The 21687-nt window shown below is 62.8% G+C and carries 21 protein-coding genes; 14 read left to right on the forward strand and 7 right to left on the reverse strand.

Annotated elements, in window-relative coordinates:
- Positions 1–28 precede the first annotated feature (28 nt).
- From CEJ45_RS04740 to fdxA, 3 genes are all read right to left on the reverse strand, one after another.
- Positions 29–1264, reverse strand: coding sequence for a polyhydroxyalkanoate depolymerase (locus tag CEJ45_RS04740; RefSeq protein WP_088754071.1), 1236 nt, complete (start codon positions 1262–1264; stop codon positions 29–31).
- A 317-nt stretch (positions 1265–1581) separates the two neighbouring features.
- A complete protein-coding gene (locus CEJ45_RS04745) occupies positions 1582–2655 on the reverse strand; it encodes an NAD(P)/FAD-dependent oxidoreductase (RefSeq protein WP_039787591.1) in 1074 nt (357 codons plus the stop codon).
- A gap of 312 nt (positions 2656–2967) precedes the next feature.
- A complete protein-coding gene (fdxA, locus tag CEJ45_RS04750) occupies positions 2968–3291 on the reverse strand; it encodes a ferredoxin FdxA (RefSeq protein ID WP_039787587.1) in 324 nt (107 codons plus the stop codon).
- Positions 3292–3676: 385 nt separating this feature from the next.
- Here fdxA and CEJ45_RS04755 point away from each other — a divergent pair, with 385 nt between their 5' ends.
- The 5 genes from CEJ45_RS04755 to CEJ45_RS04775 all read left to right on the forward strand — a co-directional run bounded on the left by CEJ45_RS04755 (position 3677) and on the right by CEJ45_RS04775 (position 9778).
- Positions 3677–4930 carry an ABC transporter substrate-binding protein gene (locus CEJ45_RS04755; RefSeq protein WP_088754072.1) on the forward strand — a complete coding sequence of 418 codons (1254 nt, stop codon included), beginning with the start codon at positions 3677–3679 and terminating at the stop codon, positions 4928–4930.
- Between the two features lie 194 nt (positions 4931–5124).
- Positions 5125–6300, forward strand: coding sequence for a nicotinate phosphoribosyltransferase (gene pncB / locus CEJ45_RS04760; protein WP_034340811.1), 1176 nt, complete (start codon positions 5125–5127; stop codon positions 6298–6300).
- A 79-nt stretch (positions 6301–6379) separates the two neighbouring features.
- Positions 6380–7192: a hypothetical protein gene (locus CEJ45_RS04765; protein WP_241517276.1), complete on the forward strand. Its 813-nt coding sequence runs from the start codon at positions 6380–6382 to the stop codon at positions 7190–7192.
- Positions 7193–7370: 178 nt separating this feature from the next.
- Entirely contained in the window at positions 7371–8747 is a 1377-nt protein-coding gene (locus CEJ45_RS04770) for a sodium:proton antiporter (RefSeq protein ID WP_187697629.1), read from the forward strand.
- 50 nt (positions 8748–8797) lie between these two features.
- The gene (locus CEJ45_RS04775) at positions 8798–9778 is read left to right on the forward strand and encodes a 2-hydroxyacid dehydrogenase (RefSeq protein WP_088754075.1); all 981 of its coding nucleotides are present in this window, start codon (positions 8798–8800) and stop codon (positions 9776–9778) included.
- Between the two features lie 125 nt (positions 9779–9903).
- Here CEJ45_RS04775 and CEJ45_RS04780 read toward each other — a convergent pair whose 3' ends face one another.
- Together CEJ45_RS04780 and CEJ45_RS04785 are read right to left on the reverse strand one after the other, a co-directional pair.
- A complete protein-coding gene (locus CEJ45_RS04780; protein WP_034340818.1) occupies positions 9904–10161 on the reverse strand; it encodes an acyl-CoA-binding protein in 258 nt (85 codons plus the stop codon).
- A gap of 18 nt (positions 10162–10179) precedes the next feature.
- On the reverse strand, positions 10180–10536 hold the full coding sequence (locus tag CEJ45_RS04785) for an FKBP-type peptidyl-prolyl cis-trans isomerase (RefSeq protein ID WP_088754076.1): 357 nt from the start codon (positions 10534–10536) through the stop codon (positions 10180–10182).
- Between the two features lie 322 nt (positions 10537–10858).
- On the opposite strand from CEJ45_RS04785, the gene CEJ45_RS04790 reads away from it, so the two are divergent.
- The 5 genes from CEJ45_RS04790 (at position 10859) to CEJ45_RS04810 (ending at position 15534) form a co-directional block, all read left to right on the forward strand.
- Positions 10859–11851 carry a YVTN family beta-propeller repeat protein gene (locus tag CEJ45_RS04790; protein WP_088754077.1) on the forward strand — a complete coding sequence of 331 codons (993 nt, stop codon included), beginning with the start codon at positions 10859–10861 and terminating at the stop codon, positions 11849–11851.
- A gap of 28 nt (positions 11852–11879) precedes the next feature.
- Complete coding sequence (locus tag CEJ45_RS04795; protein WP_088754078.1) at positions 11880–12701, forward strand: polysaccharide deacetylase family protein; 822 nt, start codon at positions 11880–11882, stop codon at positions 12699–12701.
- An 81-nt stretch (positions 12702–12782) separates the two neighbouring features.
- Complete coding sequence (locus tag CEJ45_RS04800) at positions 12783–13769, forward strand: sterol desaturase family protein (protein WP_088754079.1); 987 nt, start codon at positions 12783–12785, stop codon at positions 13767–13769.
- Complete coding sequence (locus CEJ45_RS04805) at positions 13769–14614, forward strand: EI24 domain-containing protein (protein ID WP_088754080.1); 846 nt, start codon at positions 13769–13771, stop codon at positions 14612–14614. Before CEJ45_RS04800 ends, CEJ45_RS04805 begins: the two co-directional genes overlap by 1 nt.
- A 113-nt stretch (positions 14615–14727) precedes the next feature.
- Complete coding sequence (locus CEJ45_RS04810; protein WP_088754081.1) at positions 14728–15534, forward strand: competence/damage-inducible protein A; 807 nt, start codon at positions 14728–14730, stop codon at positions 15532–15534.
- A 75-nt stretch (positions 15535–15609) separates the two neighbouring features.
- Here the strand turns inward: CEJ45_RS04810 and CEJ45_RS04815 are convergent, their stop codons facing one another.
- Positions 15610–16173, reverse strand: coding sequence for a phasin family protein (locus CEJ45_RS04815; RefSeq protein ID WP_088754082.1), 564 nt, complete (start codon positions 16171–16173; stop codon positions 15610–15612).
- Positions 16174–16620: 447 nt separating this feature from the next.
- Between CEJ45_RS04815 and CEJ45_RS04820 the strand changes: the two genes are divergently transcribed.
- Positions 16621–17469 carry a histone deacetylase family protein gene (locus tag CEJ45_RS04820; protein WP_241517287.1) on the forward strand — a complete coding sequence of 283 codons (849 nt, stop codon included), beginning with the start codon at positions 16621–16623 and terminating at the stop codon, positions 17467–17469.
- Between the two features lie 47 nt (positions 17470–17516).
- A complete protein-coding gene (locus CEJ45_RS04825) occupies positions 17517–18416 on the forward strand; it encodes a DMT family transporter (protein WP_088754084.1) in 900 nt (299 codons plus the stop codon).
- Between the two features lie 24 nt (positions 18417–18440).
- Here the strand turns inward: CEJ45_RS04825 and CEJ45_RS04830 are convergent, their stop codons facing one another.
- Positions 18441–19247: a helix-turn-helix transcriptional regulator gene (locus CEJ45_RS04830; protein WP_088754085.1), complete on the reverse strand. Its 807-nt coding sequence runs from the start codon at positions 19245–19247 to the stop codon at positions 18441–18443.
- A 131-nt stretch (positions 19248–19378) separates the two neighbouring features.
- Here CEJ45_RS04830 and CEJ45_RS04835 point away from each other — a divergent pair, with 131 nt between their 5' ends.
- The gene (locus CEJ45_RS04835) at positions 19379–20140 is read left to right on the forward strand and encodes a class I SAM-dependent methyltransferase (protein ID WP_088754086.1); all 762 of its coding nucleotides are present in this window, start codon (positions 19379–19381) and stop codon (positions 20138–20140) included.
- Between the two features lie 437 nt (positions 20141–20577).
- Complete coding sequence (gene pbpG, locus CEJ45_RS04840) at positions 20578–21681, forward strand: D-alanyl-D-alanine endopeptidase (protein ID WP_088754087.1); 1104 nt, start codon at positions 20578–20580, stop codon at positions 21679–21681.
- Positions 21682–21687: the final 6 nt, after the last annotated feature.

Genomic DNA, 21687 nt, shown 5'->3' on the forward strand with positions numbered 1-21687 from the left:
GGTGCCGTTCTTGGCGCAAAGAGCAGCTTTACGCGTTGGCGCGGATGAATTCGCCGATCTTCGGACAGACGATCTCGCGCCAGCGGCGGCCCGAGAAGATGCCGTAGTGGCCCGCCTTGGGCACGGTGAAATGCTGCTTGCGTGCCTTCGGGATGCTGCTGCACAGCTCCTGCGCCGCCTGGGTCTGGCCGGAACCGGAGATGTCATCGAGCTCGCCTTCGATGGTGAAGAGCGCGACCGACTTGATGTCCTGCGGACGCACCAGCTTGCCTTCGATTTCCCAGGTGCCACGGGCCAGGTTGAAGTCCTGGAACACCACCTTGATGGTCTCCAGGTAGAACTCGGCCGGCATGTCCAGCACGGCGTTGTACTCGTCGTAGAACTTGCGGTGCTCTTCGGCGGAGGCATCGTCGCCGTCGCGCAGGTGCATGTAGAAATCCCAGTGGCTCTGGGCATGGCGGCGCGGGTTCATGGCCACGAAGCCGGCATGCTGCAGGAAGCCGGGGTAGACCTTGCGGCCGAAGCCGGGGTAATTGGCCGGCACGCTGTAGATCACCGTGTTTTCGAACCAGGAGAAGGGCTTTTCGGTGGCCAGGTCGTTGACGGCGGTGGGCGACTTGCGGGCATCGATGGGGCCGCCCATCATGGTCATGCTCTTGGGCAGCTTGGGGTCGTTGGCACTGGCCATGAGCGAAATGGCCGCCAGCACCGGCACGGTGGGCTGGCACACGGAAATGACGTGCACGTCCGGGCCCAGGGTGCGGATGAAGTCCTGCACGTAGTAGACATAATCGTGCAGGTGGAACTCACCGGCCTCGACCGGCACCATGCGGGCATCGGTCCAGTCGGTGATGAAGACGTCATGCTCCTGCAGCAGCGCGCGCACCGTCTCGCGCAGCAGGGTGGAGTGGTGGCCGGACAGGGGCGCCACCACCAGCACGGTGGGCTGCTTCAAGGCGGCGCTCTGGCGGGCCGACAGGTCCTTCTTGAAATGGATCAGGCGACAGAAGGGCTTGGTCTCGACCACTTCTTCCGTGATGCCGACCGGCTTGCCGTCAACGGGCACTTCGCCGATGTTGAAGAGGGGCTTTTCGTATTCCTTGGAGAGGCGATACAGCAACTCATAGCCGGCGGCGATGCGCTGCGAGAAAGGGGTGTGGGCGAGCGGGGAAACCGGGTCCGAGAACAGTTTGGCCGAGGTTTCGGCCCATTGCATCATGGGGTTCAGGAACGCGCGATTGAGTTCATGCAGTTGATAAAGCATAGCTGACCTTTATACAAGCACCGGCTGGCTTTCCCGTCCGGATGGATAACCCGGACCAGGTGCGCAGCAAGCATGTGCCACAAACGTTTGGCGACGATCATCGGCTGACAGAGTTCATATTGTGTTTAATCTGTCAACTTTTTCCTTGTTGCGACGCGGTAGCATAGCACGCTTTGCCTTACGCCCTGCTTGCTGGTCAGACCAGTGGCGCGGGCCCCACAGGTTTCTGCAAAAACCTTCATAAACAAAAAGCCCCCGTACCGGACGGGGGCTCTGCAGGCCGCTTGCGGCGGCACTTGGGGTCTTGCGACGTCGATTTAGTCGAAGACCGGGCTTTCCACGCCCAGGATCTTGTGCAGCTTGGGCGAGGTGGTGGTGTACTGCATGTGGATCTTCTTTTCCGGGAAGATGTAGGGCGCAGCGCCGAAGGCGGCCAGCGCGGCTTCGTGGAAGCCCGACAGGATCAGCTTCTTCTTGCCCGGATAGGTGTTGATGTCGCCCACGGCGAAGATGCCCGGGACGTTGGTCTCGAACTTCTCGGTATCCATCACCTTCAGTTGCTTGCGCTCGATCTCCAGGCCCCACTCGGCGATCGGGCCCAGCTTGGGCGACAGGCCGAAGAACACCAGCAGCATGTCCAGCGGCAGGCGGCGGGTCACGCCGTCAGCGCCCGTGACCTTGACTTCGGACAGCTTGCCATCCTTGATCTCGGTGCCGGTGACCTGGCCGATGACCAGCTGCATCTCGTACTGTTCGCACAGCTCCTTCATCTTGGCCACCGAAGCCGGGGCAGCGCGGAATTCTTCGCGACGGTGCAGCAGGATCACCGATTCGGCCTTGCCCACGAAGTTCAGGGCCCAGTCCAGGGCGGAGTCGCCGCCGCCGCAGATGACGATGTTCTTGCCTTCGAACAGGGCCGGGTCCTTGACGCGGTAGAACACCTGCGAACCTTCGAACTGCTCGATGCCTTCGACCTTCAGGGTACGCGGCTGGAACGAGCCCACACCGGCGGCGATGAAGATGGTCTTGGTGATGAACTTGGTGCCGGTGGAGGTTTCGACGTCGAAACGGCCATCTTCGCGCTTGTTCACCAGGGTCACTTCCTGGCCCAGGTGGAAGGTCGGCGAGAAGGGCTCGATCTGCTTCAACAGGTTGTCGGTCAGTTCCTGGCCGGTGCAGACGGGCACGGCGGGGATGTCATAGATGGGCTTGTCCGGATACAGCTCCACGCACTGGCCGCCGACTACCGGCAGCGAATCGATCACGTGCGCCTTGATTTCCAGCAGGCCGAGTTCGAACACCTGGAACAGGCCGACCGGGCCGGCGCCGATGATGACGGCGTCGGCATCGATGACACCGTTGACTGCCGCAGTCTGGACATTGTTTTCCATGATTTTCTTGATATTCCTGTTTCAGTAGATCAGATCAGTAGAGCGGCTTTTCCCTCTTGCGCTGGGCGCTGGCTGGCGGCAGGGCCGCTGGCGGGGGAGAGGCCAGGTAAAAGAGATGCGAAATGCTAGCCGAGAGCGCAACAGGAGGACGAAGCAGGGGCAATTCAGCCCGGCCATGCGGCTCTCAGGGGTATTGCTGGCGGCCAAATGCAAACGGCTGCGCATCTGGCGTGGCGATGAAACTGCCGGGCTGGATGCGCAACCGCCATTGTCGACCGGGACAGGCCCGGTCCACTTGATTCTCCGCAGGAATCAGCGCTGCAGGTATTGCAGCTTGTCGGTCTTGTCCTTCCATTCCTCGGCTTCCGGCAGCGGTGCCTTGGTCTTGGTGATGGAGGGCCAGCTGCGGGACAGATCGGCGTTCAGGGCGATGTACTGCTGCTGGTCGGCCGGCACGTCTTCTTCCGCGTAGATCGCATTGACCGGGCACTCGGCCACGCAGACGGCGCAGTCGATGCACTCATCCGGGTCAATCGCGAGGAAATTGGGGCCTTCGCGGAAACAATCCACCGGGCAAACATCCACGCAATCCGTGTAGCGGCAACGGACGCAGGAATCGGTGACAACGTGGGTCATAACTGTCCTATCTGTAAAATTTCTTCAAACCGATGGCTAACTGCGCCGCAATTGATGGCAATATGGCACGGTTAAAATCATGTTGCGGCTGGTCAACCTGCGGTTGAGGTGCATTTTCCAGTTCCCTGGCATCTTGTGGACGCCTGGTGGAGGCCTGTGGAAGGCGCTGGTGATGCCGCTGCGCAACCCGCCGCAAAGCCTTGTATTTTAAGGTAATTCGATTTTTCCCACAAATGAGGCTTATACAGATTACGTATAAGTAAATAAACAAGCTCGCGATAAGCCCAGCCGCCGCCAGGGTCTTGTGGCCTGCGGTTCCAGCGCCTGGAGCCGGGCCCGCCGGCGTGGCGCGGCTTGTCGCACATCATCAGAAGGAAGTCCCGGCGTGAACGCTGCAGGCCCCCAGTCCTCCCCCCGATCCCGTCTTTCGCTGCTGCCGGCCTTGCTCGCCGCGCTGGCAGTATCCGTTTCCCTTGCGCTGCCGGTGGGCGCTGCGGCTGCCGAGCCCATCCGCATCGGCGAGATCAACAGCCAGGGGCGTGCCTCCACCGCCAGCCAGGCCTATCGCAACGGGCTGTCGCTGGCGCTGGAACAGATCAACGAGTCCGGCGGCATCCATGGCCGCCCCTTGCAGCTCATCAGCCGCGACGACTTGGGTGATGCCGACCAGGCCGCCCGCAATGCCCGGGAGCTGGTCAGCAAGGAGCACGTGGAAGTGCTGACCGGCACCATGCTCTCCGACGTGGCCCTGGCCGTGGCGCGCGAAGCCGCCCGCAGCAAGACGGTGCTGGTGGTGGGCGATGCGCTCACTGACGCCATCACCCTGGACAAGGGCAATCGCTACACCTTCCGCGTGCGTCCCTCGACCTACATGCTGGCCGCGATGCTGGCCGAGCAGGCGGCACGCATGCCGGGGCGGCGCTGGGCCATGGTGGCGCCCAACTATGAATACGGACAGAGTGCCGTGGCCAGCTTCAAGATGCTGTTGAAACAAGCCCGTCCGGATGTGGAATTCGTCAGCGACCAGTGGCCGGCCATGGGCAAGATGAAGGCCGACGAGGTGGCGCGGGCGATCCGCCAGTCGCGTCCGGATGCCATCTTCAATGCCACCTTCGGCGAAGACCTGCAAAAGTTCGTGCAGGCCGGCAATCGCCAGCAGCTGTTCAACGGTGTGCGGGTGGTGTCGATGACCTCGGCCGGGGCGCAGAGCCTGGATCCCAGCCAGAGTGAAGCGATTCGCGACTGGGTGGCCGTGGGTTACCCGTGGGACCAGATCAATACGCCCGAGCACCAGCGTTTCCTGGAAGCCTATCTGAAGAAATTCAGCGAACGTCCGCAACTCTCGGCGGTGCTGGGTTACAGCACCATGATGGCCATTGCGGGCGGCCTGAAGAAGAGCGAAGGCGGGGACGGCGAAGTGCTGCTGGAATCCCTGCGCGGCCTGCACTGGTCGTCGCCGCTGGGTGAGTTGAGCTTCCGTGCGCTGGACCAGCAATCCACGATGGGGGCCTTCATCGGCCTGGTCTCGCAGAAGGATGGCCGCAGCACCATGCGCGAATGGCGCTACCTCGATGGCACGGCCTACCTGCCGCCGCCGACCTACGTGCGCGGACGCCGCCCGGCTTCGGCGGGCAAGTAAGCCAGTCTCTCGCCGCCCGCGGTGTTGCCAAAGCCCCCTCATGGCAGGGGGCTTTGCTTTGGGCGATCTCGGTTAAGATAGCGGTCGCGACGCTTCAGGGCGTGGCCAACGCATGCAGCGGCGCGCTCCGGGGCAGCCCTCATGCACGTGGACCATCAACATGGCAGCATGCGGCATGTCCGCATCCGGACTTCATGATCATCACATCCCTACTCGATACCGACCTGTACAAATTCACGATGATGCAGGTGGTCCTGCATCACTTCCCCGGCGCCCAGGTCGAATACAAGTTCAAATGCCGCAACGAGCACATCGACCTGACCCCCTATGTCGACGAGATCCGCGCCGAGATTGCCGCATTGTGCCGCCTGCGCTTCAAGGAAGATGAACTGAATTACCTGCGCGGCCTGCGCTTCATCAAGAGCGACTTCGTCGACTTCCTCGACCTGTTCCACCTGAACGAAAAGTACATCACGGTCCAGCCCGATCCGGCCGGCAATGGCGAGATCGAGATCCAGGTGAAGGGGCCGTGGCTGCACACCATCATGTTCGAAGTGCCGGTACTGGCCATCGTCAATGAAGTGTATTTCCGCGCCACCCAGCGTTCGCCGGACCTGGAAGAGGGCAGGGCGCGCCTGCGCAAGAAGATGTCGGTCATCACTGATGATGCCGAACTGGCCGGCTGCAAGATTGCCGACTACGGCACCCGCCGCCGCTTCTCGCGCAGCTGGCATGCCGAGGTCATCGACGAGATGAAGCAGCATATGGGGGACCACTTCGCCGGCACCTCCAACGTGATGTACGCCATGCAGCATGACCTGACCCCGCTGGGCACCATGGCGCATGAATACCTGCAGGCATGCCAGGCACTGGGCCCGCGCCTGCGTGATTCGCAGACCTTCGCCTTTGAAATGTGGGCGCGCGAGTATCGCGGCGACCTCGGCATCACGCTCTCGGACGTCTATGGCATGGATGCCTTCCTGCGCGACTACGACATGTATTTCTGCAAGCTCTTCGACGGTGCGCGCCATGATTCGGGCGATCCGTTTGAATGGGGCGAGCGCCTGATCCAGCATTACCGTGACAACCGCGTCGACCCTTCCAGCAAGGTGCTGGTGTTCTCCGACAGCCTGGACTTCGACAAGGTGCGCGCGCTCTACCTGCGCTTCAAGGATCGCGCCAAGGTGGCCTTTGGCGTCGGCACCAATCTCACCAATGACTTGGGCTACACGCCCTTGCAGGTGGTCATGAAGATGGTCCGCTGCAATGGCCAGCCGGTGGCCAAGCTGTCCGATACGCCTTCCAAGAACATGTGCGATGACCCGGCCTATGTGAATTACTTGCGCCAGGTATTCCAGATCAAGGCTTGACCGGGGACGGACTGATGCGGCATCGGGGAGGCGGGGCTTGAAGAAGCCGATGTTGTTCCGTCGGGTACGGACGCTGCGGTTGAGCCGCAAGATCAGCCATCGGGGCTTCCCGCGCCTGTTCATGCTGCTGCTCATCACGCTCGCCGCCAGTCTCGGATTGCTCGCCTCGGCATGGATGCTGCGGCATGGCTGGCACAACATGGGGCTGCGCTATGGGCTGGCCTGCCTGGTGGCGTATCCGGGTTTCCTGTTGATGCTGTCGATATGGCTATGGCTGCTGCGCCGTGGCGACCGGCGCAGGGCGCTGGCCGGGACCGGGATGGCGGCCAGCGCGGGCGCGCAGTTCGCGTCAGGCGTGCAGCCGGAGCAGGACGGGCGCAACCGCCGCAATGACGGCTCCGGAATCGACGCCGGTTTCCTCGGCGATCTACCCCTCAATATTTCCCTGCCCAAGTCTGCGCCTCAGTGGCAGGGCGGTGGTGGCAGCTTCGACGGCGGCGGGGCCAGCGCCAATGTGGATTTCAGTCTTGCTGACGGGCGCGATGCGGCGGGCCTGGCGGACGGTGTCGACCTGGGCGAAGCACTGGGCTTGCTGGTCTTTGCGGTATCGGTGATCTCGCTCATTGCTGCCGCGCTGTATTCCGTCGTCACCATGCTGGGCATGGCCCCCGTGCTGTTTTCCGAACTGATCTTCGACGCATTGCTGGCGGCCGGGCTGTATCGGCGCTTCGGCTACCGTGCCGATCGCCACTGGCTGGAGACGGCCGTGCAGCGCACCTGGCGACCCTTCCTCGCGGTGCTGCTGCTGGTGAGCGTGAGCGGACTGCTGTTGTCCTTGGCGTGGCCCGATGCGGTCACGCTTGGTGAGGTGTGGCGCCAGCTGCGCAGTTGACGCAGGGGCATGCATACTTGAAATTTTTTCGCCTGCCCGGCTTTCGCTTCGGGCGTGCTCGCGTGGCTGGTATAGTGTGGCTCCCCTTGGCCGCAGATTGTCGTGTGACGGCCACCCCTCTATTTGCCATCAGGACCTTCATTTGCAGATCAGAGCTCTCACAATTCGTCTCCCCGCAATGCTGGCATTGATGCTGCCGGCCGTTTCCCAAGCCGCCGATCTGGACGGTGCCGGGCTTTCCCTGGCCTGGGCCTTGCCGTTCGCGGGCGTTCTGCTGTCGATTGCCGTGCTGCCGCTGCTGGCGCCGGCCTTGTGGCATCACCATTTCGGCAAGATCGCCGGGGTCTGGGCGCTGGCCTTCCTGCTGCCGTTCGCGGCCCTGCACGGGTCGCATGCGGCACTGGCCATCAGCGTGCATGCGCTGGTGGCGGAATATCTTCCCTTCATCATCCTGCTGACCGCGCTCTTCACCGTGGCCGGCGGCATCTGCGTGCGCGGCAACCTGCACGGCACGCCCGCGCTCAATACCGGATTGCTGGCACTGGGTACCTTGCTGGCCAGCCTCATGGGTACGACCGGTGCGGCCATGCTGTTGATTCGTCCGCTCATCCGCGCCAATGATGATCGCAAGCACACGGTCCACGTGGTGGTGTTCTTCATCTTCCTGGTCGCCAATGCGGGTGGCTCGCTTACGCCCCTGGGCGATCCGCCGCTGTTCCTGGGCTTCCTCAAGGGTGTGGATTTCTTCTGGACCGCACGCCACCTGCTGGGGCCGATGGCTTTCCTGTGCGGTGCGCTGCTGCTGGTCTTCTATCTGCTGGATCGCCATTTTTACCTCAACCGCGAAGAGCGCCGCCCGCTCGATCCCACGCCGGACTCGGCGCTGCGCCTGGAAGGCAAGTTCAACTTCCTCCTGCTGGGCGCAGTGGTCGGTCTGGTTCTGATGAGCGGCCTGTGGAAACCGGGCGTGGCCACCGAGGTGCTGGGTACGCCGCTGGAGTGGCAGAACCTGCTGCGTGATGGCCTATTGGTGGGCGTGATCCTGCTGTCGCTGTGGCTCACGCCAACTTCCGCACGCAGCGGCAATGACTTCGGATGGGGCCCGATGCTGGAAGTGGGCAAGCTCTTTGCGGCCATCTTCCTGACCATCGCCCCGGTGATCGCCATGCTGCGGGCGGGCGAGCAGGGCGCGTTTGCCACCGTGGTGCGCGCCGTGACCGGCCCGGACGGCAAACCGGACGATGTGATGTATTTCTGGATGACGGGCTTGCTGTCCTCGTTCCTCGACAATGCGCCGACCTACCTGGTGTTCTTCAACACCGCTTCGGGCGATGCGCGGGAACTGATGGGGCCGCTGGCCTCGACGCTGGCGGCCATCTCCGCCGGTGCCGTCTTCATGGGGGCCAACAGCTATATCGGCAATGCGCCCAACATGATGGTCAAGGCCATCGCGGAAGAGCGCGGCATCCGCATGCCCAGTTTTTTCGGCTACATGGCGTGGTCGGTGGGCATCCTGGTGCCGCTGTTCATCGTCATGAGCTTCCTGTTCTTCTGAGTGCTACCCCCGCTTTATTCCGATAACGAAACCGAGACCACGAGACCCGCATGAAACCCAAGATCTTCGTCGCCCGCGCCGTCTTCCCTGAAGTCCTGGCACGCCTGGAGCAGCATTTCGAGGTCGAATCCAACCAGGACGACCGCATCTACAGCGCCGATGAGCTGCTGGCCAAGGCCCATGGCAAGCATGGCCTCTTCACCACGCCCAGCGAGCCGGTCACGGCCGCACTCTTCGCCGCCAATCCGCAATTGAAGGCGGTCTGCAACATGGCTGTGGGCTACAACAACATCGATGTGGCCGCCGCCACCCAGGCTGGCGTCATGGCCACCAACACGCCAGACGTGCTCAATGAGACCACCGCTGACTTCGGCTGGGCCCTGATGATGGCGGCTGCGCGCCGCATCACCGAATCGGAGCACTTCCTGCGCGCCGGCAAGTGGAAGAAGTGGAGCTATGACAGTTTCGTCGGCCCCGACATCCATGGTGCCACTCTGGGCATCATCGGCATGGGCCGCATCGGCCAGGCCATTGCCCGCCGTTCGCTGGGCTTCGACATGCAGGTGCTGTACCACAACCGTTCGCGCCTGGCCCCCGAGCAGGAAGCGCGCGCCAACAACGCCCGCTATGTCAGCAAGCAAGAGCTGCTGCAACAGGCCGACCATGTCGTGCTGGTCTTGCCTTACTCGAAAGACACGCACCACACCATCGCCGCCCCCGAACTGGCGCTGATGAAGCCGACCGCCACCCTCACCAACATCGCGCGCGGCGGCATCGTCGATGATGCGGCGCTCATTGCTGCCCTGCGTGAAGGCCGTATCGCCGCCGCCGGGGTGGATGTATTCGAGAATGAACCTTCATTCAAGCCGGAATTCCTCGACTTGAGCAACGTGGTACTGACCCCGCATATCGCCAGCGCATCCACGCCCACGCGCCTGGCCATGGCCAACTGTGCGGCGGGCAACCTGATCGCAGCGCTGTCGGGCCAGCGTCCGCCCAACCTGCTCAACCCGGACGTGGCGGCGCGCTGAGCTGCCGCTACGGCGCAAGCCTCAAGCCTCAAACAAAACGGGCGCACCTGAGACCAGGTGCGCCCGTTTCTTCGTCGGCAGGCGGCGGGCATCCCGGGGTCCGGGAGGCCGCCGTCACGGCCGCATCAACCCTTCAGTTCATTGAAGATGTCGATGTATTCCTGCTGCGCTTCGGCTTGCGGCTTGCCCTTCAGGGCGGCCCAGGCGTCGAACTTGGCGCGGGCCACGAAGTCGGTCATGCCAGGGCGTTCGCCCTGCACGTCGCCGTTGCTGCCTTGCTTGTAGAGGCCATACATCTTCAGCAGGGTCATGTTGTCGGGACGCTCGGGCAGGCTCTTGGATTCTGCGACGGCGGCTTCGAACTGTTCTTGCAGGGTGCTCATGTCTCTCCTCCCTCGGGCTCAGACGGCCAGCAGTTCGACTTCGAAGATCAGGGTGGCATTCGGGGGGATCACGCCGCCCGCGCCACGGGCGCCATAGCCCAGGCCTGCCGGGATGATCAGCTTGCGGGTGCCGCCGACCTTCATGCCTTGCACGCCTTCATCCCAACCCTTGATGACGTGGCCGGCGCCCAGCGGGAAGGCGAACGGGTCATTGCGGTCCTTGCTGGAATCGAACTTGCTGCCGGCGGTGCCGTCTGCATTCTGCAGCCAGCCGGTGTAATGCACGGTAACGTGGCTGCCGGCCTTGGCTTCATCGCCAGCGCCAACGTTGATTTCTTCATATTGCAGCCCGGAAGCTGTGGTGATGATGGACATCGGTTTCCTTTCGGTGAGGGGATGGGTGGCGGCCATATGGCCAGATTCCTGACCACTGCTGACCATGCGAAATGCCTTGTGGAAACATATCGCGTGACAACGGTGCTTCGGGTGCAGCAGGCGCGCTGCGACTGGGCTCCAGGCCGCCCCGGTGGCGTCATGCGACCGGATCGGCTGGCAGTGTAAACCAAAAATCTAGAAATTTTTCATATTGCGTCAGTGGGCTGTCAGCGGGATCGTTGCAGCGAGCGTTAAGAGGCGAGGACGTGCTCCAGGGCCTGCCCTGGCACGATAGATCAGGCATTTTTGAGTAAAGTTCGTCATGTTGCGTCGATTCAGCCAACTTTTATCCCTTTCCCTCCGCGCAGCATGCGTCTCGGCCGTGCTGGCCTGTGTGGCCGCCCCGGCCCATGCCAACGTGGTCGTGGTACTCAATTCCGGTGATGCTTCGGTGTCGCTGCTGGATCCGACCGGCGAGAAGGAGATCTCGACCTTCTCGGTGGGCAAGGAGCCGCACCACCTCATGGCCACCCCGGACAACAAGTCGCTGATCGTGGCCAGCGCCACCGGCAACCAGTTGCTTTTCCTCGATCCCAAGACCGGCGCCGTGCAGCGCAAGCTGCGCGACATCATCGATCCCTACCAGATCGGCTTCACTCCCGACCAGAAATGGTTCGTGGCGACCGGCCTGCGCCTGGACCGCGTCGATGTCTACAGCTATGACGGCCACGACCTGAAGCTGTCCAAGCGCATCCCGCTGGCCAAGACCCCCAGCCACATCGCCTTTGACAACGCCAGCACCACCGCCTTCATCACCCAGCAGGGCAGCGACCAGATCAGCGCCATCGACCTGGCCACCCAGCAGGTCAAGTGGACCATGCCGGTGGGCAAGCTGCCGGCCGGCATCATCATGACCCCTGACAACAAGTACCTGATGGTGGGCATCATGGGCAGCGACTACGTCGAAGTGATCGACTGGCGTACCCAGAAGATGGTCAAGAAGATCAAGACCGGTATCGGCGCCCATAACTTCCGCGGCCAGGGTGACAAGCGCTATGTGTATGTCTCCAACCGCGTGGCCAACACCATCAGCGTGGTTGACATGACCACCCTGGAAAACGTCGGCACCATCAAGGTCCCGGGCGGCCCGGATTGCATGGAAGTGACCGCCGATGGCAAGACCATGTGGGCGACCCTGCGCTGGAGCAAGAAAGTCGCCGTGATCGACCTCGACACCCGCTCGGTGACCAAGGTGATCCCGGTGGGCCGCTCGCCGCACGGCATCTACCTCAACAACCGCGCGCCGGACCTGTGATGCGCGCCCTGTCCAGGAGGGCCAGCCGGTGACGCTGCGTCCTCTCGCTCCTTCCCTGCGCGGCCTGTGCCTGTTCGCCATCCTGGCGGCCGGCCAGGCCGTTGCGCAATCTGCGGCGCCGGAAACGCCCGCCTGCAAGGGCAAGATTTACCTGACCTTCGACACCGGCAGCCAGTCACAGGCCGAGCTGATCGAACAGACCCTGCAGCGTCACCACATCAAGGCCACCTTCTTCCTCGCCAACGAGAAGACCATCCACGGCGACTATTCCCTCGATCCCGCCTGGGCACCTCTGTGGAAGCGGCTGGTCGCCGAGGGGCATGCCTTCGGTACCCATACCTTCGACCACGTCTACGTGGTGCGCGACCTGCCCGAGGGCAAGATCGAGGTGCGTCCGCAGTTTGGTGCGCAAGCCGGCAAGAAGCTGCAATGGACGCCGGCCCAGTATTGCGAGGAAATGAAGCGTGTCGACCAACGCTTCCAGCAATTGACCGGCCACAAGCTCGATCCGCTCTGGCGAGCGCCAGGCGGCCGCCTGACCCACAACCTGCTCAAGGCCGGCCAGGCCTGCGGCTATGCCCATGTGGCCTGGGCACCGGCCGGCTTCTCGGGCGATGAACTGCCCAGCGACAAATTCCCCAACGAGATGCTGTTGAAGAAATCCCTCGACGGCCTCAAGGATGGTGATATCTTCCTGGCCCATATGGGCATCTGGTCGCGCCAGGATCCGTGGGCGCCGGCCGTGCTGGAACCGCTCATCAGCGGGCTGGAGCAGAAGGGGTTCTGCTTTGCCACGCTGCGCGAGCATCCGTCCTATCATCACCTGTTCGCTGCCGGGAAGGAACACTGAACCGGCACCTCAGTCCAAGCCGGCACCGGCCCAGGGGAGGGGAGCTGCTGCCGGCATCGTCACACCGAATCAACGCTATCCATGATCCAGACCATTTCCGACCTCTTTGCCACCGTCCAGGGCTGGCTTTTCGAAACCCTGGTGCAGCCGCTGGTGTTCTTCATCGGCATGGGGGAGTTCGTCGAGGAAGCCTTCACCGGCACGGAATTCGTCCTGGTGGGCATCTGCGAGCTGGTGATCCTGTACCTGGTCCTGCGCCCGCTGGAGTCCGTGATCCCGGTGCATCCCATCACCGACCCGCGCGCCCGCTGGAACGACTTCATCTACACCGTCCTGCAGCGCCTGGGCATCATCCCCATCCTCGCCTTCCTGCTGCTTGATCCGGCGCTTTCTTACCTTTCCGAAGCGCTGCACCTGGAAGGCTGGGGCACCTTCAACCTTGACCAGGTCTGGCCGGGCGTGACCGATCGCGCGCTGGTGAGCTTCCTGCTCTACATGGTGGTGCTGGACCTGTGCGAATACATCTACCACTGGGCCCAGCACAACGTGCGCTGGATGTGGGCGCTGCACAGCCTGCACCACAGCCAGCAGAACATGAACCTGTGGAGCGACGACCGCAACCACATGCTGGACAACCTGGTGCACGACATCATCTTCGGCCTGATTGCCGTCCTGATCGGGGTGGAGCCCTCGCAATACATCCTGCTGGTGTCGCTCTCGCGCATGCTGCAAAGCCTGCAGCATGCCAACGTGCGCATCCACTTCGGCCGCCTGGGCGAATACCTGCTGGTGTCACCGCGTTTCCACCGGACCCATCACGCCATCGGCCTGGGCCATGAAAGCCGGGGCCGCAATTCCCTGGGCGGACACAATTTCGCGGTGCTGTTCCCGATCTGGGATGTTCTCTTCCGCACCGCCCACTTCAGCCAGGGCTTCGCCATGACCGGCGTGCGCGATCAATTGCCGCCGCCGGCCGGCAAGGGCCGTGATTACGGACGCGGTTTCTGGGCGCAGCAGTGGCTGGGCCTGAAGCGCCTGGTCGAATTCACCCGCAGGAAGCCCCGCTGATGCGCCTGTTCATCGCTTCCTTCGGGCGCGCCCTGCTGGCGCAATTGCATATCCGCATGCTGTGGCTGACGGTATTGCCCTTCATCGTCTCGCTTGGCTTGTGGGCCGTGTGCCTGTGGCTGGGGCTGCAACCCATCATCGACTGGCTGCAGGGATACTTCGTCTCCCACAGCATGTTCGGCGAAATCGGCGGCATGCTGGCCTGGTTCGGCATGGGCGCGCTCAAGACGGTACTGGTGCCCTTGCTGGCCATGTGGACGCTGTTGCCGCTGATGATCCTGACCGCGCTGGTATTCGTGGGCCTGTTCACCATCCCCGCCATCGCCCGTCATATCGGCACGCGCCACTATCCCATGCTGGACAAGCGCCACGGCGGCAGCGTGGCCGGCAGCCTCTGGACCTCGCTGTGGTGCTTCGCCGTCTTCACGGTGCTGTGGCTTGCGACCATCTGGGTATTCCTGATCCCGCCGCTGGCCTTCGTCATTCATTCGCTGCTGTGGGGCTGGCTGACCTATCGCGTCATGGCTTATGACACCCTGGCCGACTACGCGAGTGCCGAAGAGCGGCGCGCCGTGCTGCACCTGCATCGCTGGCCGCTGCTGGCCGTGGGGACCATCGCCGGTGCGCTCGGCGCGGCGCCCACCTTGCTGTGGCTGGGCGGGGTGCTGTCGGTGATCCTGCTGCCTGCGCTGGCAGCCGTGGCGATCTGGCTCTACGTGGTGGTGTTCGTCTTCACCGGCTTGTGGTTCCAGTTCTACTGCCTGGAAGCGTTGCTGCGCCATCGCAGCGGCCAGGCGCCCGATGGGCCGCCGGTCGCGAATGTCATCGACGTGACGCCACGTTGACGCCGGTTTGATGGCCGCTGCCCGGGACGAAGGCGGGGCAGGGCAATCCGTCCCCGGCTTGAATCGGGCATAATCGCCGCAGTGTTTCATCAACCTTTCGGGCAGACAGACTCATGGCATTCGGACTCATCATCATCGGCGACGAGATCCTCTCGGGCCGCCGCATCGACAAGCATTTCCCCAAGGTCCTGGAGCTGCTCAGCCAGCGCGGACTGCAGCTGTCCTGGGCGGAGTACCTGGGCGACGATCCCGAGCGCATCACCGCCACCTTGAAGCGCACCCTGGCCACGGGCGACGTGGTCTTCTGCACCGGCGGCATCGGCGCCACCCCTGACGACCACACCCGCCAGTGCGCCGCCGCTGCACTGGGCGTGCCGGTGGTGCTGCATCCCGAGGCCAAGGAAAAGATCCAGGAGCGCATCGCCGACATGGCCCGCGAAGCCGGCACCACGCCCGACTTCAACGCGGCGGACAACCTGCACCGCCTCAAGATGGGCGAATTCCCGCAGGGCGCCTCCATCATCCCCAATCCCTACAACAAGATCCCCGGTTTCTGGCTCAAGAACACCAGCGGCACCGGTGCGCACTACTTTGCGCCGGGCTTCCCGGTGATGGCCTGGCCGATGTTCGAGTGGGTACTGGAGACGCACTACGCCGACCAGTTCCACCGCCAGGCCTGGGCTGAGCGCTCCATGCTGGTGTTCGAGGCGATGGAGTCGACGCTGACCCCGCTGATGGAAGCCATCGAAGCGCAATTCCCGCAGGTGAAGGTATTCAGCCTGCCCCATGTGGGCGACGACAAGACCCGTCGCCATATTGACCTGGGTGTGAAGGGGGATCCGGCCCAGGTGGAGCCGGCTTTCGAGAAGATGCAGGAAGGGCTGCGTGCGCTGCACGCCGAGTATCAGATCAGCAACTGAGGCTGCTGCTGGCGCTGGTCAAAAAAAATGCCCCGGCCAGACCGGGGCATTCATTTCTGCGGGAGAACCCGGAGATTACTTCTTGGCGGCGCGGGCCACCTTGGCACCAGCCTGGGACATCTGGTCCACGGCATTGGTCACATTGGCTTCCAGCACTTCAGCGGCTTGCTTGGCGTTCTTGGTGAACTGCTCGTAGCCGGCGCTCATGTTGCCGATGGCCGACTTGAACATCGAGATGGCCTGCTCCGAACCGGCCGGGGCGTTCTTTGCCACTTCGTCGATCATGGCCACGACCTTGCGGTTGACTTCGGCGATCTGGGCTTCGGCAGCCTTGGTCAGTTCAGCCTGGGTGCTGGAGAAGATGCCGCTCAGGTGACGGCCGTAGGCGACCGACTTTTCCAGCGTCGGCTGGGCGTGCGAGCTGGACAGGGTGAAGAATTCTTGCGGATCCTTGGCCGAGAACAGCTTTTGTGCGGCGGCCTGGCTTTCTTCCAGCGACGACTTGGCCGCCTTCAGGTTCAGGTCCACCAGTTTTTCCATGCCTTCAAAGGTCTTGCTCGCCAGCTGGCTGAACAACGCGATTTGCGCTTCAGCGTTGGCTTTGGCAGCAGCGGAAAATTGCTCGGTGTAGGTCGTCATGTTGAAACATCCTTCTCGTTGATGGGTTGATGAACAAGGCAGCGACTGTGATTGCTTACGGACCGATCAGTGTTGAAAGGTGGATCTCCGATGTAATTTCTTCTTTGAATATGATGCGATGCACAAGGCGGATTCTAGTTCAATCATGCATAAAGTCAAACGTTTCATCGTGCGGGAATCAAGAAAAGCGCTTCAAAATTGATCCAAGTCTAATCAAGCACTTAGCAAGCTTTTGGGGATTTTCCTAGCAATGATGTCAATCCGAACAAGCTTTTTGCATTGCAGCATCAAAAGCGGTTATCGATCCGGTGCGCGCAATCGTTTGCGCCCTGCAGCAAGCAATTTTGTTGCGCTGCGACAAGTCCAAAAATGACGACAGGAAAAAATGTGAAGGCCTACTATAGTGACCACTTCGTCTTGCCGCTGCCACCGGGGCACCGCTTCCCGATGGTGAAATACCGGATGATCCGGGAAGGGGCGGCGGCTGCCGTGCCCGGTCTGGATTTCCATGAGGCCCAGCCTGCCAGCGACGGCGAACTGGCCCTGGCGCATCATCCGGATTACATCGCCCGTGCCAGTGCCGGCCAGTTGACGGCGGCCGAGCAGCGCGAGATCGGCTTTCCGTGGACGCCGCAGATGGTGGAGCGCTCGCGCCGTTCTTCCGGTGCCACCATCGCCGCCTGCCGCGCCGCCTTCAGTGAGGGTGTGGCGGTGAACCTGGCCGGCGGCACCCATCATGCCTATGCCGACCATGGTGCAGGTTTCTGCGTCTTCAATGACACCGCCATTGCGGCCCGCCTGATGCAGGCCGAGCGCCGTGCCGCCCGGGTGGCCATCGTGGACCTGGATGTGCACCAGGGCAATGGCACGGCCTCCATCCTGGCGCGTGATGACTCGGTCTTCACCTTGTCTTTGCACGGGGAGAACAATTATCCCTTCGAGAAAGAGCGCAGCGATCTCGATGTGGCCCTGCCCGACGGCATCGGCGATGCCGACTACCTGCAAGCCCTGCGTGCGGCATTGCAGGCCCTGCAGCAACGGTTCGCCCCGCAGTTGCTGATCTTCCTGGCCGGTGCCGATCCACACGAGGGCGATCGCCTGGGCAAGATGAAGCTGACCCTGGCTGGCCTGGCGGCCCGGGACGAGACCGTCTTCAACTATGCCCACGAGCATAAAATCCCGGTTGCGGTTACGATGGCGGGCGGTTACGGAAGAGATATCGAACAAACCGTGGCCGTTCATATACAAACGATAAGACTCGCCAGCCTCCACGCCGCCCGCTGGAGCGCACGATGAGATGACCCGGACGCCCTGCCTGCCAGGCGTCCGCTGATGGAAAAGAAATGATGCAATCCGCCGCCGGCATCGCCCGGCCTCGCCAGCTCCTGATGAGCCTGGTGCCTTTGTTGTTCGTCCTGATCTGGAGTACCGGCTTCATCGTGGCCAAGTTCGGCCTGCCGTATGCCCCTCCCTTGACTTTCCTGCTGCTGCGCTTCACCGGTGTGCTGGTCTTCCTGCTGCCGCTGGTGGTGCTGTTTCGCGCTCCCTGGCCGCACGGCCGTATCCGCCATGTGGCCGTGGCCGGTGTGCTGTTGCAGGCGGGCTACCTGGCCGGGGTCTGGTGTGCCATCAAGATCGGCATGCCGGCCGGCTTGTCGGCCCTGATCGTGGGACTGCAACCCATCCTGACCGCCTTTGCCGCTCCTTTGCTGGGCGAGTCGGTGAAGGGCCGGCAGTGGGTTGGCCTGGCGCTCGGCCTGTGCGGGGTGGGGCTGGTGGTGGCCAACAAGATTTCATTGATCGGCCTGTCCACCGCCAGCATCGCGCTGTGCGTCTTTGCCTTGCTGTGCATCACCGCCGGTACGCTGTACCAGAAGCGCTATTGCGCCCACTTCGATCTGCGCACAGGTACGGCCATCCAGTTCATGGCTTCCATCGTCGTGGTGCTGCCCTTTGCCGTGGCACTCGAAGGGCTGGACTGGCACTTCAGCAACGTGCACTGGACCCCGCAGTTCATCGGCGCGCTGCTTTGGTCGGTGCTGGCGCTGTCCATTGGCGCCATCTTCCTGCTGTTCGCCCTGATCCGCCGCAGCGCCGCCACCAGCGTCACCAGCCTGCTCTATCTCACCCCGCCGACCACCGCCGTGATGGCCTGGCTGATGTTTGGCGAGGCCTTCAGCCTCATCGGCGCGCTGGGCATGCTGGTGGGCGTGATCGGCGTGGCCTTCGTGGTGCGCAAGTAGTCCTGCCGGATCGCGCGGGTTGCTTCAGTCGGGCCTCGGCACGCCCGGCATCAGCGTCACCAGCTTCAGGTCCGGCCGGTTGGCGACGCGGAAATTGACCTGGCGATAAAGCAATTCACCCGACTGGGGATGCAGGAAGCGGCGTTCGCCGCCTTCGCGCTCCACCACATCCTGCAGATGCCAGGCCCGCTGGAAGAGCGGGCTGGCTGCCGACAATTCTTCCACCAGCGCCTGCAGTTCGGGATCATCCAGCAGGCTGGCGCTATCGGCGCGGAATTCGGCCACCAGCCGCCGCGCCCGCTGTTCCCATTGCACCGTCAACGATTGCGCGGCCGCGCTGCCGAACATGAAGCGCAGCAGGTTGGGCGGCTTTTCGCGGCCATCCAGCCATCCGGCAAAGAGCTTTCTTGCGGCCGCATTCCAAGCCACGGCATTCCAGTAGCGATCCAGCAGGTAGGCCGGCGCACGGAACTGGCTGACCACCTCCAGGATTTCCGGTGCCACCACGGTCGCGGCCTGCTGCGCCGGCAACACCGGATCCTTCTTCCCTGCCAGTTCAAACAGATAGGCGCGCTTGGCGCGCGGCAGGTGCAATGCATCGGCGATGCGTGCCAGCGCCTGGGGCGAGACCGAATCCGTGCGCCCCTGCTCGATCCAGGTGTACCAGGTCACGCTGATGCCGCACAGTTGCGCCACCTCTTCACGCCGCAGGCCCGGTGTGCGGCGCCGCCCATGGGCCAGATGCGGCAGGCCGGCCTGGGCCGGTGCGGTCTGTTCGCGCTGGGATTTGAGGAAGTCGCCAAGGGCGCGGCGGGCGAGGTCGGGTTCCATGGAAGCAGCGGAGGGTGGTGGTCGGGGTAATAGTATAAATGCTTCACTTGTAACAGGATAAGGATTCGTTAGACTGGCGTTTCCTTCACAGCACTGCTGTCTTTTCCTTCATATCACCCTGGAGCCCCGCCATGCGCAGCCATCAGCAAGTCGTCACCGAACAGTTCGGCAGTACCGCCGCCGCTTACCTCACCAGCAGCGTCCACGCCCAGGGGGCCGACCTGCAGGAGCTGGCGCAGATCGCCGCCGCCATCCCTGGCGCACGGGTGCTGGACCTGGGCTGCGGTGGCGGCCATGCCAGTTTCGCCGTGGCCCCGGTGGTAGAAAAGGTGATTGCCTATGACTTGTCGGAAGACATGCTCAAAGTGGTCGCCGGCGCCGCTGCCGAGCGCGGCCTCGCCAACCTGGCAGTGCGCCAGGGCAGTGCCGACCGGCTGGATTTTCCCGATGCCAGTTTTGATCTGGTCTGCACACGCTTCTCGGCCCACCATTGGCGTCACTTGCCACAGGCCCTGGGTGAAGTATTTCGCGTGCTCAAGCCGGGCGGGCGTTTCATCGTCATCGACACCGCGGCCCCGGCGGACGTCCTGGCCGATACCTATGTGCAGGCCATCGAACTCTTGCGCGATACTTCACATGTACGCAATGTCAGCCTGCATTCCTGGCGCAAGCTGCTGACCACGGCCGGCTTTGCCATTGCCCACGACAAGACCTGGAAGCTGCGGCTTGAATTCGATTCGTGGGTGGCCCGCATGCGCACTCCGCAAGACAACATCACCGCCATTCGCGCCCTGTGGCAGGCTGCTCCCGGCGAGGTGAAGGATTATTTTGCCCTCGACGCGGCCGGCTCCTTCTCCATCGACGTGGCCATGCTCCAGGCGCGCAAGGCTTGACCGGCCAGCGCCGGTGCACAAGATCCCGGTCCCTCTAAACGCCTCGTCCCCGTCCCTGAAGGCAGCAGACGGGGCGTCAACGATATGGGACACTGCCTCGTTATCCCTTCACTTTGGATAATCGCAAAGCGAACATCTGGAGTCAGTATTGCCGTCTGTTATCGGGTTTGTGACCGAAAGCTGACAGCTAGACTGCTAAAATGCCGTCTCGTTGGCCTGGGTTTTGCTAGAGAAAAGTCGAAAAACATTGAGCAGCAACCTGGCAAGATTGCAGGCAAATCCCGAAAAAGTGTGGGGCACCGGATCGGGCGCGGAGATAGAAACGCGTTTAAAAATATGCGCTAAGCTCTTAATTCTCTTGCGAAAAATCTGCATTTTGCTACACTGCCAACGTTTCTCTTGTGTACTTTCAGGGTAAATTGGGGGGAGTTCCACCTATGATCAAATCAGCGCTGGCCATTTTCACATCACTACTGTTCATCCACGCTGGTTTGGCACCCGCCGCAGCCCAGACAGTCAACAATGCCGCCAAAAAGGCCCCGGCCAAGAAGGTCGTGGCCAAGCGCCCGGCCCAGGCCGTCAGCAAGACGGTCGCCAAAGGCTCCCTGAACAATCGCGAAAAACTGGTCCGCAAGGTCAGCGTGGTCAAGGGCAAGCGCCAGGTCAGCTACCAGCGCGTCTCGGCCGCTCCGTCCATCCCGGTGGTGCCACCGGTGATGACTGCCGGTGACCTGGCCGGTCTCAATCTCACCCCGGATCCCGTGGGCCTGCGCTCCAACGTGGCGCTGGTGATCGACCAGGCCAGTTCGCAAGTCCTGTTCGAGAAGAATTCTTCAGTTGCGCTCCCCATCGCCTCGGTCACCAAGCTGATGACCGCGCTGGTGGTGGTCGAAGCGCGCCTGAACATGGAAGAAACCCTGACCGTCACCGATGACGACGTCGACCGCGAAAAGCACAGCAGCTCGCGCCTGCGCGTGGGCGCGACCCTGAGCCGCGACGACATGCTGCACATCGCCCTGATGAGTTCCGAGAACCGCGCCGCCTCGGCGCTGGGCCGCAACTATCCGGGCGGCCTGCCGGCCTTCGTGGCGGCGATGAACGCCAAGGCCCGCTCGCTGGGCATGACCGATACCCGCTATGTCGATTCGACCGGCCTGTCCAGCCAGAACGTGGCCAGCGCCCGCGACCTGGCCAAGCTGGTGGTGGCGGCCTACAACTATCCGATCATCCGCCAGTACTCCACCGATCCCAAGTACATGGTCGAGCCCAGCGGCCACGCCATGCAGTACAACAGCTCCAACCGCCTGACCTCCAACAAGGAGTGGGATATCGGTCTGCAGAAGACCGGCTTCATCAACGAGGCCGGCCATTGCCTGGTGATGTATACCCGCATCGAAGGCCGTCCCATCGTGATGGTGTTCCTCGATTCCAAGGGCCGCCTGTCGCACGTGGGCGATGCCGCCCGCATGCGCAAGTGGCTGGTGGAAGACCAGCCCAACAACCTGACCCGCGTGAAGATGGTGCGGGCGGAAGAGGGTTGATTCTTC

Origin of the sequence: Herbaspirillum aquaticum (assembly GCF_002213425.1) — a bacterium.
Classification (GTDB): Bacteria; Pseudomonadota; Gammaproteobacteria; order Burkholderiales; family Burkholderiaceae_D; genus Herbaspirillum; species Herbaspirillum aquaticum.

Bases quoted from the DNA above. Each gene is read 5' to 3' on its own strand.
- CEJ45_RS04780 (WP_034340818.1), bottom strand. From the start codon at position 10,161: ATGAGCACCCTGCAAGAACAGTTCGAAGCCGCCGTCGCAGAATCCAAG.
- CEJ45_RS04820 (WP_241517287.1), top strand. From the start codon at position 16,621: ATGGTGAAATACCGGATGATCCGGGAAGGGGCGGCGGCTGCCGTGCCC.
- CEJ45_RS04830 (WP_088754085.1), bottom strand. From the start codon at position 19,247: ATGGAACCCGACCTCGCCCGCCGCGCCCTTGGCGACTTCCTCAAATCC.
- CEJ45_RS04790 (WP_088754077.1), top strand. From the start codon at position 10,859: ATGTTGCGTCGATTCAGCCAACTTTTATCCCTTTCCCTCCGCGCAGCA.
- CEJ45_RS04805 (WP_088754080.1), top strand. From the start codon at position 13,769: ATGCGCCTGTTCATCGCTTCCTTCGGGCGCGCCCTGCTGGCGCAATTG.
- CEJ45_RS04775 (WP_088754075.1), top strand. From the start codon at position 8,798: ATGAAACCCAAGATCTTCGTCGCCCGCGCCGTCTTCCCTGAAGTCCTG.
- pncB (WP_034340811.1), top strand. From the start codon at position 5,125: ATGATCATCACATCCCTACTCGATACCGACCTGTACAAATTCACGATG.
- CEJ45_RS04740 (WP_088754071.1), bottom strand. From the start codon at position 1,264: ATGCTTTATCAACTGCATGAACTCAATCGCGCGTTCCTGAACCCCATG.
- CEJ45_RS04815 (WP_088754082.1), bottom strand. From the start codon at position 16,173: ATGACGACCTACACCGAGCAATTTTCCGCTGCTGCCAAAGCCAACGCT.
- CEJ45_RS04770 (WP_187697629.1), top strand. From the start codon at position 7,371: ATGCTGGCATTGATGCTGCCGGCCGTTTCCCAAGCCGCCGATCTGGAC.
- pbpG (WP_088754087.1), top strand. From the start codon at position 20,578: ATGATCAAATCAGCGCTGGCCATTTTCACATCACTACTGTTCATCCAC.
- CEJ45_RS04835 (WP_088754086.1), top strand. From the start codon at position 19,379: ATGCGCAGCCATCAGCAAGTCGTCACCGAACAGTTCGGCAGTACCGCC.
- fdxA (WP_039787587.1), bottom strand. From the start codon at position 3,291: ATGACCCACGTTGTCACCGATTCCTGCGTCCGTTGCCGCTACACGGAT.
- CEJ45_RS04810 (WP_088754081.1), top strand. From the start codon at position 14,728: ATGGCATTCGGACTCATCATCATCGGCGACGAGATCCTCTCGGGCCGC.
- CEJ45_RS04800 (WP_088754079.1), top strand. From the start codon at position 12,783: ATGATCCAGACCATTTCCGACCTCTTTGCCACCGTCCAGGGCTGGCTT.
- CEJ45_RS04825 (WP_088754084.1), top strand. From the start codon at position 17,517: ATGATGCAATCCGCCGCCGGCATCGCCCGGCCTCGCCAGCTCCTGATG.
- CEJ45_RS04785 (WP_088754076.1), bottom strand. From the start codon at position 10,536: ATGTCCATCATCACCACAGCTTCCGGGCTGCAATATGAAGAAATCAAC.
- CEJ45_RS04745 (WP_039787591.1), bottom strand. From the start codon at position 2,655: ATGGAAAACAATGTCCAGACTGCGGCAGTCAACGGTGTCATCGATGCC.